Source organism: Paenibacillus sp. AGC31 (assembly GCF_057334655.1).
In genome coordinates, this window is the sequence record NZ_JBHFJH010000010.1 from 89,144 (window position 1) to 101,240 (window position 12,097).

Sequence of the window (12,097 nt, forward strand, 5' to 3'; positions counted from 1 at the left end):
GCACGCCTGCGGAAAACTTTCTTGCTTGGAACGAAAATTCGGCAAAATTTGCTTCCTTCGGAGTTTTCAGACGCGCCCTAGCCTGTCCGGACACCTGGATTTATGCTTATGTTATTTACGGTTTTGCTCTGCACGTTCTACGATCATATCGGCGAATTCTTCAGCCTGACCTTGAATCGCAATCGGGTCGAAGTACCAGTAACGGTCTTCCAATAATTCATACACCTGATTGTTTTTCACAGCCGGCAGGGATTGCCAGATGGCATCACCTTTGTAATTTTTATTGTTCTCTCCAACGGTTAAGAAGATATGATCCCCTGCATAATCACCAACAACTTCACGCGAAATCTCTTTCCATTGGGTATCACCCATCAGTTCTTTTTTGGTGATTTCGAGTGGGGCAAGTTGCAAAGCACTGTAGACCGCTTGTCCTCCTCGACCAAAGTTGTCTCCATATCCATAATAACTCTTGTCGGATACTTCAAGGATGGAGAAGGTTTCCTCCGGTTTGATGACTGTTTTCACCTTGGCGCGAGCGGCTTCAATTCGTTCATCGTACGTTTTCAGCCAAGCTTCGGCTGCTTCGGATTTGTTCATCAGCTCTCCGAATCCCCGGATTTCATCATGTACATTGGTGAATGTACCATACGGAATGACCACGGTAGGTGCGATTTTTTTATAACTTTCAATCTCTTCGGCTTGATCAGAGTAGGTAATGATCAGATCCGGGTTCAAGGCAATAACCTTCTCCATGGATACCGCTGCCCGATCACCGATACTTTCGATGCCCGCCACCTGATCTGCATAGAACGGGTTTTCCAAATAATATTGAACAGCCCCAACGGGTTTCACACCCAGTGCGAGCAGATCACTTACGTACATATCCGTGACGATTCGTTTCGGTTCAGCCGGAATTTCAACATCCCCGCTTAACGACTTGTAGATTCGTGTAGCATTTGAATTATCCGAACCGGACGACGTGTCTGTGTTTGTCTCGGAAGAGGCTGTTGTCGTTTCGGTTCCCGCTGCCGATGTCTGTTCAGTGGCAGTCGAGCCTGTTCCGCTGCTACATGCAGCCAGAATCATAATGATGGCGAGCATAAGCACCAAGCCGGAAAAGCGTTTTTTTGCAGCAAACATATTCTTGTTCCCCCTGTGTATAATCAATAATGATTATTATTCTCATTAATAACATAGAGGAAGATATGATATTTGTACATGGACAACTATGATCACTACAGCATGGACAATTATGATGTGAGGTGACGCATGATATGCTGCAACTGCTCCATAACGGACAGAGGATCGAATCCATAGAACATGTCGGCATCAATCTCGTATACACGTCCTTCACGAACGGCGGAGAGGGTGCCCCAAGATTCCTGATTCAGCAAGTTATCCAGCATTTCTCGTTCGGCAGGTTCCTCAGGGAAGGCGACAAACATGTGATCTGCGGCATACAAGTGAATCTCGGACAACGGAACATGAACGTACCCCGTAAGTAACTGCCCATCCTGCTCCATACGTGAGGGTGGAGTGAAGCCCAGCGATTGATACAGCACATGAGAAGCTCTGCCCCAGCCATGACCGTAGATATAAGCCCCGTCTTCTCCAATCATAAACATGCAAACGGCGGACCCTCGTGTTCCTTCCATCTGTTGGTCCAACGTATGATTGGCTTCTTGCTCAAGTTGATGATATTGATCTAACAACGCTTGTGCATTGGACTCAAGCCCCGTAATTCGACCCAAATGAAGAAGCTGCTCCTGCCAATCAAGTTCCTCAAAGGGCATCAGAATGGTCGGTGCGATCAGACGTAGTTCATCGGAAGCGGGATGTGGTGCATAACCGATAATGACGTCGGGCTGAGTGTTTGCAATCAGATCCGTATGTTTAACCAGCTCATATTCGGAATGTTGCTCAAATTGTTCATGACCATCATGATCATGCGCACACATTTTTTCTTCCATCCAGCTTGCTACGGCGCCCATGTGGGGAGTGTGGCCCAGTGCCAGAAGTGAGGCCGTATAATTGTAAGTCAAAGATACAATCTTCTTGGGCATTTTCCGGTAGTGTGTTGGTGCTGATCCAACCATCTGTTTGAATTTGCGGCTCAGATAAAAGGTGTCCCTGTAGCCTGTTAGATGTGCAATTTCCTGTAGCGTAGGGTTCGCGAACAACAGATGTTCCTGAGCCATCCTGATTCTGAGACGGGTCACATATTCAACAAACGTAAGACCTGTATGTTTCTTGAACTCTCTTGAAAAATGCTCGGGACTCACATTCGCATCGCGTGCCAATTGTTCGCGAGTCAGCGGATGCGTATACATCTGATGGATATGTCTGAGTACAGCATCGAGCCAGGATTGATCTTCATGAGCAGAATGAGCTACATGATCCCGCAAAATATCCAGTAATTCATAGAAAAGCATATGTGGCCTGAAGGGGCTCGAATCATGGCCTGTCGAACTTGCTTGAATCAGCTCTACTGCCCTGTCGGTGAGAGTACGGCTCGCAATGGGGGCTGGTATCCCGAACGGCCAGAACAGCTGTTCATTTTCAATGGAATCAAAAGCAATAGCAATGCCCTGTACTGGCGACAGGGAGCCGCGCTTGCTCTCGTGCTGAAGCAGGCTTCCAGCTTGTCGAACGACTGCAGAGCCTGCATTTAATGTCAGTTTGCCCTCTGCACTGATCAGCCTGGCCTGGCCAGCAGTAATGACGTATAGTACGTGAAGTGTGCTCCACATCTCATCTATGCGGGAGAATGCCTCGCGGTCGTGAAGCTGCACCAGATGGCACAGCTTGAACAGGGCAACAGGTACGGACTGAATCTTCTGCAAGGAAACGGGACGGGACAGTGGTTTTTTTTGGTATGTGGGTTTGGAAATATTCATTAAATAACTGTCTCCTTATATAAGTCAGCAGGGGCATTATGCGTCTCATGCCCTTTGTATACTGGCGTAATTCGCGGATCTCAACTATTATGCAGTATATACTATAAACGGAGTGACGTGGATGGACAGATTGGACAATTCAACTTTTTCTGTGAAAAATAGATAAAGTGGTTGAAATCGCTATCAACACCGACTATAATGAAAATGTCGAAACGTTTCAATCTGGCGTTTACTGCCAGTTTCATTGTATTAGGCAATAACTGGTCATAGGGCGCCAGATTGAAAGACGCGTCATGACCATCATTAATGGTATGGATTGGAACGGGACGCATTCAACCGTGGTCCCATAAGGATGGGAACGAGGATTTTTTTTGAGAACACCTCGAAACGTTTCGATTGACATCCATCGCTATGATATGTATAAAGATTAATAAACGATAATGAAGGATTTAGTGGTTGTTCTAACCATGTACCGTATAAAATGTGGGTAACCTTGAATTTGTTCTATATAGGTTCAACTAAACTTTTTACGCGAGAACGGAGAGGACAGAAATAACGTGAAGAAGCGAAGCGTTCGCCTTTATCCCCGGATTTTCCCTTTGAAGAAGGGAATTAAAAAAAATCTGGGGATAACAGCGATCGGAAGGTTATTCTGTCATCGGAGTGGTAAGTGTAAATATTCTTTAGTTGAACTTATATATAGTTTAGAAGGAGCGAACGTGGAATGGCAACGATTAAGGATGTGGCAAAGCTGGCAGGTGTAGCACTCTCGACTGCTTCCTATGCGCTGAGCGGGGATAGCAAGGTTAGTGCCAAGACCAAAGCTAAAGTGCTTGAGGCAGCACGAGAACTGAATTACCGCAAGAACGGCTTTGCCATGGACCTGAAACGGAGCCGGACAAACACGATCGCTTTGATCCTGACCGATCTGTCGGGCCCGTATTACTCGGAGTTGATCCGTAGTGTACAGGATGTAGCCCTCGCGAACGGGTATGACCTGATTGCGTGCAGCTCCATGGGTGGACGGGACTCAACGGCAGTGCGATTTTTGCGTGAAAAAAGAGTAGATGGAGCCATCATCCTGGCGCATAACATTCATGATGATATTCTGGTAGAATCTGCCGGTCATCGTTTTCCGATCATTGTGATGGATCGTCAGCTGTCGAGTGACCATCTGGTCAACGTGCTGGTAGATGGAGAGCAGGGCGGTTACCTTGCCACCCGCCACCTGATTCAGGCAGGACATCAGAAGATTGCCTATATCAGCGGTCCATCCAACTCATATGATAACGCGCTCCGTTACCAAGGGTACCTGCGAGCGATGCGGGAAGCGGGACTTGAAGAAAAGTCCAAATGGCGTCTGAACGGTAATTTTGTACGTGAGGGCGGATACAGCGCAACTAAGATGATGATCATGCAAGGCGATCTTCCCTCAGCGGTATTTTACGGTAACGATGAGATGGCGATTGGCGGCCTAAAGGCATTGGAAGAGCGTGGTGTATCGGTGCCGGATGATATTTCCGTGATCGGTTTTGACGATATTCAGTTGTCCGAATATGTGAATCCACCACTGACAACGATACGCCAGCCGAAGCATGAAGCCGGGTCGCTCGCCGGACATCTGTTATTCCAGATGCTCAATGGCGAAGCGGTTGACCCTTCATATACGTTAACGATTAACATGATCGAGCGCAGCTCTGTACGTTCGATTTAGACCGAGTCTGAACAACCAAGAACTGCCTGCATGCTGAAGTAAAAGTTTAATGATGGGGTTATCGTCCGGACGGGCTGTAAATGGCCGGTTTGAAGAGGCCCCTATTCTTTTTCAGATTTATCGAAACGTTTCGATTTTAACTATTTCAAGGAGTGAACCTTATGACAACGATGATTAATGAACCGATCCGCTTAAGTGCCGGAGAGTTATCCTTTACCTTTTTGAACAGTGGCGACCTATACCAAGCTACATCCGGCACAACGATGTTGAACCAGTTGCTCAACAACCAGATTGATGGATCATTGAACAACTTGTACCTGCGTGTACATGAGGGAGAGAATATCAGCTCGTTCCCGTTGCTCGGTGTACGTTCGAACAGCAAGGTGATTACAAGCAAGGCACAATCCAGCAACCAGTTGATCTGGGAGGGCACAGTCCAGCTGGAAGGTAGCGAAAAAGGCATTGGCTATCAGGTCGTATTTACGGCTACACCTCAAGGTGTATGGTTCTGGGATGTGAAGCTCACAGGACAACAACATAACGTAGACGTGGTATACGGACAGGATGTAGGTCTTGCTGATCCAGGTGCGGTACGCAGTAATGAAGCTTATCTGTCACAATACATTGACCACACGGTGTTTGAAGATGAAGCGAAAGGTTATGTCGTTTGTTCCCGTCAAAACCAGCCTCAGGGCGGCGCATTTCCTTATATGCAACAAGGTTCCCTGACGAAAGCAGTTGGTTACTCCACAGATGGATTCCAATTCTTCGGTCTGTCGTACAAGGAAACGAATCAACCAGAGAGCTTGAATCGCCCAACGCTGGCAAATGAGACGTATCAGTATGAATTTGCCTACACGGCGCTGCAATCTGAACTGCTGAATCTAAACGGAGAAGCTCAGGTGGTCTTCTATGGACTGGCGAAGCCTAATCATGCCGAAGGAATCTCTGCACTGGAATTCGGAGATGAAGTTACCGCAGCATGGAATGAAGTACAGGCTCTGACTGTGGAAAATGGTGACACGTTGGAACAGGTGAAACTGTCCTCCTTCCTGGGTGAACCACTGGTTACATTTGATCTGACACAAGATGAGATTCATGAACTGTTCCCTGATCGTCATCAGGAAGAGCACAGCGGTGAGGAACTGTTGTCCTTCTTCACAGGCAGCTATGAGCATATCGTTCTGAAAGCAAAAGAATTGCTCGTAGAGCGTCCACACGGTCACATTCTGATGAGTGGTGGCAACGTGCAACTTGGAGCACAGGTTATTACGACAACATCGTATATGTACGGTATTTTCAACTCACAACTCGTTATTGGTAACACCAATTTTAATAAAATGATCAGTAATGCTCGCAATGCACTAAACGTGCCGAAAACGGCGGGACAACGCATCTATGTGGAAATGGACGGACAATATCGTCTGCTGACGATGCCTTCCCTGTTCGAAATTGGCTTCAACTATGTACGTTGGATCTACAAAACGGCATCCGATACGATCATCGTAACGAACTATACAGGGGCACACACCACCGAGGTGAACATGAACGTACGCTCCACAAGCGGCACAGCATACCGTTACCTGGTAACAAACCAGATTACGATGAATGTGAATGAATACGAATATCCGCTGCATATGACGCAGGATGGCGATACTTTGATCTTCAAGGCTGATCCACAAGCGATTAGTGCAGGAACGTATCCAGATCTGCAATACCGCATGTCGGTGGACGGCGCAGCTGTGAATGTAGGGGACGAAACGTTGCTGGCAAGTGGTATCCGCAGTGGTTCCGCATCGCTGGTAACGCTTAGTCTGGAAGCGAGTGCTGAATGGACGCTGAAGGTACAAGGGGTATTGGAAGGTCAAGCGGATAGCGGAGTGGTAGCAGGTTCAAGCCTGACGTTTGAAGAGGAAGTACAGGCATACCGCGAGTTCTTCGCAGGTGTGATGAACGGATTCCGTTTGTCCCGTGGCGAAGGTCAGAGTGCTGAGGATCTGTTCAAAGTAAATGCGCTGGCTTGGTGGTACACCCACAATATGCTGGTTCACTACTCCGTGCCTCACGGTTTGGAGCAGTATGGCGGCGCGGCTTGGGGTACACGGGATGTGTGCCAAGGTCCGGTGGAGTACTTTATGGCAACGCAAAAATATGAGCAAGTTCGCGATATCATCAAAATGGTTTATACCCACCAATATGAAGATGATGGCAACTGGCCGCAATGGTTCATGTTTGATAAATACTTTGCGATTCAACAGGAAGAAAGTCATGGCGACATCATCGTATGGCCGTTGAAAGTATTGGCGGACTACCTGACAGCAACTCGCGACTATGCGATCCTGGATGAGAAAGTACCTTATACCGTTAAACATAGCTTCGGGTTCACGGAAGAGACGGCAACGGTACTGGATCACGCGAAAAAAGAGATCGAATATATCCGCTCGCACTTCCTGCATGATACGTTCCTGTCTTCCTACGGCGATGGCGACTGGGATGATACGCTCCAACCAGCCAATGCACAGCTGAAGCAATACATGGTGAGCAGTTGGACTGTAGCATTGACGTATCAGTCCGTGAATGTGCTCTCGCAAGCGCTGAAATTCAAGGATGCGGACTTTGCACAGGAGCTTGACGTGCTGGCTCAAGGCATCCGTGAGGACTTTAACCGTTACATGCTGGGCACAGATGTGATTCCAGGCTTTGTGTACATGGAAGAAGCCGACCAAGCGAAACTGATGCTTCATCCAACAGACACAGAGACAGGTATTCAATATCGTCTGTTGCCAATGACGCGCAGCATGATCGGTGAATTGCTGAATGCGGAGCAAGCTGAATCGCATTATGCCTTGATCCGTGAACAGTTCCTGTGCCCGGATGGCGTGCGTCTGATGAATCGTCCGGCTCAATATGCTGGCGGAGTAAGTACACACTTCAAACGTGCAGAGCAAGCATCCAATTTCGGACGTGAGATTGGTTTGCAATATGTTCATGCTCATATCCGTTACGTGGAAGCGATGGCGAAGCTCGGCAAGACAGATCAGGTGTGGAATGGTCTCGCGATGATCAACCCGGTTGGTATCGGTGAGGTTGTACCTAACGCGGAGATTCGCCAAGCGAACTCGTACTTCAGTAGTTCAGACGGCAAGTTTAATACGCGTTATGAGGCACAGGAGCATTTTGACCAGCTTCGTAAAGGGACTGTACAGGTGAAAGGCGGATGGAGAATCTACTCCAGCGGCCCTGGAATCTATATGAACCAGCTGATCTCCAATGCACTTGGCATTCGTCAAGAGGGCGGCGATCTGGTCATTGACCCGGTATTGCCAGCTGAGCTGAACGGCATGCAATTCGAATTCGAGTATGCAGGTGAGCCAGTGACGTTTATCTATCACTTGAACGAAGGTGCTGTGAGCCGTGTAGCGGTGAATGGCAAGGACATTCGCACCGAGCGTACAGCGAACCGTTACCGTCAGGGCGGGGTCTGCATCTCGCTTGATGAGTTCAGACAAGCACGTAGTGCAACTGAGCGTACGGTTGTTGATATCTATATGTAATTTCATAACATGATGTACACCAAGGTCATCCTCCTTTATTCAAGGCGGGATGGCCTTTTTGGCATATGCTCATGATTGCTTACCGCAGTGGAACCGCCAGTAACGTATGTAACAGCTCATTATGCCGCACATGCTTGGTTACGTAGCCCTGCTGCTCCAACCAGCCGCATAGCTCACCCAGCAGAGGGAAGTGACGCTCGCGCAAGGCACGCAGCTGTTCCTCATGTCCTGTGGTTTCGGCCTGCCGAATGTAGGATTCACGGTGAGCAGCATCCACAAACATCAGATCGGTTAGACCGATACGTCCGCGCGAGGTTAATACCCGCTGCATCTCCTGTAAAGCCAATAGTTGCTGGTCTGCACTCAGATGATGGAAAGCAAAGCTGGATACAACAAAATCGAAGGAATGATCGGCAAAAGGCAGCGCCAGAAAATTCCCAAGTTTCACATGCATCTCAGGATATTTGGTGCGGCATCTGCGCAGCATCTCCCGGGATTGGTCGATTGCGGTCATGTCTGCGCCGTGCTGTAGCAGTTTCCCAGCCAGATTACCTGTGCCTGTACCGATATCGAGTCCTTTCTCACCAAGGGCGGGAGAGATCCAATGTGCTGTCTGTTCGAGCGCTTCGTCATAGTTGTGATACAGATAAAAGGAAGACTGTACCGTATCATTGGAGTCGCCCGGCGTGGAATGATCTGCATCCTGGTGTGGATGTAGAACTTCATTCTCATGGCTTACAGGGGAGGCGTTGTCCGAATGATGATTGTCCTCTGAATTGGGATGTTCAGTACTGACTCTGCCTTCAGCCTGCACTCGCTGATCATGGATGGCTGCCTGCGTGTCATAATTCCACCGATCATGCCAGTTCTGCCGGGCTTCACGCAGGCGACGGGCACTGTCCGCAAGATCGTGCAGATGGCTGACATCCAGCGGTACTTCCTGACGATTCAGGTCAATCATACGTTGGGTTGTATCCATCATACGTTTCAACTCAATCCACTGGGCATACATGACGGCCTGTTGCAGCTCCAGATATTCTTCCAGCCGCTGCTGATTCCCTTGATCAATCTCTCCGAGCGCGTGTGTAATATCCTGTAGGGACATGCCAATCTCACGCAGTGCAGCAATGGTTTGAAGCCGCCAGATATCATTCTCAGTGTATGTACGATACCCGTTACTAGACTGTTTGGCGGGGAGAATTAATCCTTTTTCCTCATAAAAACGAATGGCTCTCGCCGATATACCAAGCCTGCTTGCTGCCTCTTTGATATTCATCATGCATCCCCTCCTTATCGAATCAGTATAAAGCATGACGTTACGGCAAGGTTAAGTGTTTATTTCATTTTGCGAAAAGGTTCAATACCGAGTGGAATTTTAGTCAAAGCTGAGGCTATGCTACAATATATAGAACAAAGAAATCTAAACAGTGAAGCGAACGAACAATGTCTTCCTATTCCTAAGCTTCTCAACGTTCTTAACTCTCTTAACTTTCCCGACGTTGTAGCGCACAGCGTTGTCGACTATAGCACGAAAGGTTGAATCATTATGCTTACCAGCCATACATTTACGATTCGTCCATCGGAGATTAAGGATGCTGCCCAGCTAATGGAGTTGGATGCCCTGGTATGGGACAAATACACCTCTCCTGCACCGATGCATTGGCGCTCCAGGCAACAATATCTGCAGCATTGCCCTCCAGGCAGTCAATTGATTGCGGTGCAGGGAGAGCGGGTATGTGGTTATGTGGGCTTTCAGCCAGCCACAGGTATGCCGGTCAACCGTCATGTCTACGAGATTCATATTGCAGTTCACCCTCATGATCGGCGTTGTGGCATTGCCACAGCTTTGATGGATGCCATCAAGAAGCATGCGGCCCAACAAGGCGTTCGCAAGCTCAGGCTGCGCGTACTTTCCAGCAATCCGGGAGCGATTACGTTTTATACACAGTGTGGATTTGTGACGGAAGGCAGGCTGGTGTCCGAGTTTTATATCGGAGACAAGTATGTGGACGATATTCTTATGGGTTATTTTATCCAGACCAAATAGAAACCAGCTGAGAAGGAGGAACAACGATGGACATGGGACTTCAAGGTAAAAAAGCACTGGTGCTGGCTTCCAGTCGAGGGCTGGGCAAAGCGGTAGCCGCTCAATTGGCAGCAGAAGGTGCTGACGTCATGCTTGCCAGCCGGAGCGAAGAAAAGCTCGCAGCAGTGAAGCAGGAGCTGCTGGCGCTTGGTGGTGGTGGACGTGTGGAATATTGTGCAACCGATGTGACACGCAAGGCAGATATTGAGGCGCTGATTCATAAGACAGCGGAGCTGTTTGGGCAGATTGATATTCTGGTGAACAATTCGGGTGGCCCACCATCGGGTTCATTTGAGTCACTGACGGATGAAGATTGGGAGCGTGCATTTGAATTAAATGTACTCAGTTATGTAAGGCTGATTCGCGGTGCTCTTCCTTATATGAAAGAAGGCGGAGGACACATTGTGAATATCGCTTCAACTTCGGTGAAGCAGCCCATTCCGGGTCTGGTGCTGTCCAACACGTTCCGTACAGGCGTGTTTGGATTGGCGAAGACGTTATCCCAGGAGCTGGCTCCATACGGAATTTTGATCAACACGGTGGCACCAGGACGTATTGCAACAGATCGTATTCGTGAATTGGATGCAGCGCGGGCTGAGCAGAACGGAATCAGTGAGGAAGAGGTATCTGACCAGTTCCGTAAAGAGATTCCACTAGGACGTTATGGTCAACCGGAGGAGTTTGCCAAAGCGGTGGTGTTCCTGTTATCCGGGGCCAATACGTACATTACCGGAACCTCATTGATCGTGGATGGTGGCATGGTCCGAGCCCTATAAAATCCATGGATACAATAAAATACCCTCTGTCACCACATTCTGTGGAGATCGAGGGTATTCCTGTTATTCCGGTATGTTGGGAGAGATCTCTCCTGATTTATTATGTAGGCGAATTAGCGCAAAAGTTCCCATTCATGCTGAAGCATGCCGTATACTGCATGGTTCACGTAACCTTTAGGCAGCTTCTCTGCCTGACGAATGACACCTTCGAGAACAAATCCGAGTCTTTCTGGGATAGCGCGACTCCGTTTGTTGTTGGTTGCCGAGCGAATCTCGACGCGATTCAGATCCAGGGTCACCAGTGCATAATCAACCAGAACGCGACAAGCGCTTGTCATCAAGCCTTGACCTTCAAAACCTTTGCCAAGCCAATATCCGATGCTTACCGAGCGGTTAGTCCAGTTAATCTCGTGGAATCCGATGACGCCGGCTAGATCCCCCTTTGACCATACTCCGGCGGTGAATCCGCCATTCTCGGCACCTTGTTTTAACGCGTTGGTAATAAAGTTCGAGGTGTGTTCCACTTCTGTCACATGATCCACCCACGGCAACCAATGTCTCAATTGATCCCGCGAGCGATCCGTCAGTTCGAACAGCGGTTTGGTATGTTCCATGGCCAGCGGCCGGAGTTCGGTATATTCATCCAATGAATAGGTAAACATGAATGCAACCTTCTTTCTTTATAAATTAGTGGATTAGCGGGAAGTCTTGGGTAACTTTTGCTCCAGTGCAAACAGGTCTTCTTCCATCGAGGCCATGCGTTGATTAACTGTTGTGCGTGCGTCACGGAGTGCCTGATTATATATGTAGGGAGCGAGCTGTGTCATGAACAGGTCGAGGACACCCCAAGCGGCCAGATCACCCAGTTCTTCGCCACGTTCCTCTTCGAAATACGACTGGATGGTGCGAATGGCTTCATCCTGCTGTTCTTTGGTCAGTTTAAGCGAGTTCAATGGAATGGGAAACCCTCCCTTTAATTTGTTTTTACTATCATGCTACATGATTCGAGCGAACCCGTCAAAATGGTTTTGGGCCTATTTATGCATGGCTGATCCTGACTTTGGTGCCGT

At 48.5% G+C, this 12,097-nt stretch carries 9 protein-coding genes; 4 read left to right on the forward strand and 5 right to left on the reverse strand.

Going from position 1 to position 12,097, the window contains the following annotated elements; genetic code table 11:
- Window positions 1-111: 111 nt before the first annotated feature.
- The gene (locus ACE04G_RS06435; RefSeq protein ID WP_449004059.1) at window positions 112-1,140 is read right to left on the reverse strand and encodes an ABC transporter substrate-binding protein; all 1,029 of its coding nucleotides are present in this window, start codon (window positions 1,138-1,140) and stop codon (window positions 112-114) included.
- Window positions 1,141-1,250: 110 nt separating this feature from the next.
- Window positions 1,251-2,897 carry an ABC transporter substrate-binding protein gene (locus ACE04G_RS06440; RefSeq protein ID WP_449004058.1) on the reverse strand — a complete coding sequence of 549 codons (1,647 nt, stop codon included), beginning with the start codon at window positions 2,895-2,897 and terminating at the stop codon, window positions 1,251-1,253.
- A 724-nt stretch (window positions 2,898-3,621) separates the two neighbouring features.
- On the opposite strand from ACE04G_RS06440, the gene ACE04G_RS06445 reads away from it, so the two are divergent.
- On the forward strand, window positions 3,622-4,611 hold the full coding sequence (locus ACE04G_RS06445) for a LacI family DNA-binding transcriptional regulator (RefSeq protein ID WP_221825499.1): 990 nt from the start codon (window positions 3,622-3,624) through the stop codon (window positions 4,609-4,611).
- 161 nt (window positions 4,612-4,772) lie between these two features.
- On the forward strand, window positions 4,773-8,165 hold the full coding sequence (locus ACE04G_RS06450; protein ID WP_449004057.1) for a GH36-type glycosyl hydrolase domain-containing protein: 3,393 nt from the start codon (window positions 4,773-4,775) through the stop codon (window positions 8,163-8,165).
- 79 nt (window positions 8,166-8,244) lie between these two features.
- Here ACE04G_RS06450 and ACE04G_RS06455 read toward each other — a convergent pair whose 3' ends face one another.
- Window positions 8,245-9,444 carry a methyltransferase domain-containing protein gene (locus ACE04G_RS06455; protein ID WP_221825493.1) on the reverse strand — a complete coding sequence of 400 codons (1,200 nt, stop codon included), beginning with the start codon at window positions 9,442-9,444 and terminating at the stop codon, window positions 8,245-8,247.
- Between the two features lie 267 nt (window positions 9,445-9,711).
- Here ACE04G_RS06455 and ACE04G_RS06460 point away from each other — a divergent pair, with 267 nt between their 5' ends.
- Together ACE04G_RS06460 and ACE04G_RS06465 are read left to right on the forward strand one after the other, a co-directional pair.
- Window positions 9,712-10,212 (forward strand): GNAT family N-acetyltransferase, encoded by a 501-nt coding sequence (locus tag ACE04G_RS06460; RefSeq protein WP_449004056.1) that lies wholly within the window; start codon window positions 9,712-9,714, stop codon window positions 10,210-10,212.
- Between the two features lie 26 nt (window positions 10,213-10,238).
- On the forward strand, window positions 10,239-11,027 hold the full coding sequence (locus tag ACE04G_RS06465; protein WP_449004055.1) for an SDR family oxidoreductase: 789 nt from the start codon (window positions 10,239-10,241) through the stop codon (window positions 11,025-11,027).
- Between the two features lie 113 nt (window positions 11,028-11,140).
- Here ACE04G_RS06465 and ACE04G_RS06470 read toward each other — a convergent pair whose 3' ends face one another.
- Entirely contained in the window at window positions 11,141-11,689 is a 549-nt protein-coding gene (locus tag ACE04G_RS06470) for a GNAT family N-acetyltransferase (RefSeq protein ID WP_036612698.1), read from the reverse strand.
- A 33-nt stretch (window positions 11,690-11,722) separates the two neighbouring features.
- Window positions 11,723-11,980, reverse strand: a complete 258-nt coding sequence (locus ACE04G_RS06475) for a DUF2164 domain-containing protein (protein ID WP_091012850.1) — start codon at window positions 11,978-11,980, stop codon at window positions 11,723-11,725.
- Window positions 11,981-12,097 lie beyond the last annotated feature (117 nt).

Coding starts and splice junctions, on each gene's coding strand:
- ACE04G_RS06460 (WP_449004056.1), top strand. CDS start 9,712: ATGCTTACCAGCCATACATTTACGATTCGTCCATCGGAGATTAAGGAT.
- ACE04G_RS06465 (WP_449004055.1), top strand. CDS start 10,239: ATGGACATGGGACTTCAAGGTAAAAAAGCACTGGTGCTGGCTTCCAGT.
- ACE04G_RS06435 (WP_449004059.1), bottom strand. CDS start 1,140: ATGTTTGCTGCAAAAAAACGCTTTTCCGGCTTGGTGCTTATGCTCGCC.
- ACE04G_RS06440 (WP_449004058.1), bottom strand. CDS start 2,897: ATGAATATTTCCAAACCCACATACCAAAAAAAACCACTGTCCCGTCCC.
- ACE04G_RS06445 (WP_221825499.1), top strand. CDS start 3,622: ATGGCAACGATTAAGGATGTGGCAAAGCTGGCAGGTGTAGCACTCTCG.
- ACE04G_RS06455 (WP_221825493.1), bottom strand. CDS start 9,444: ATGATGAATATCAAAGAGGCAGCAAGCAGGCTTGGTATATCGGCGAGA.
- ACE04G_RS06450 (WP_449004057.1), top strand. CDS start 4,773: ATGACAACGATGATTAATGAACCGATCCGCTTAAGTGCCGGAGAGTTA.
- ACE04G_RS06470 (WP_036612698.1), bottom strand. CDS start 11,689: ATGTTTACCTATTCATTGGATGAATATACCGAACTCCGGCCGCTGGCC.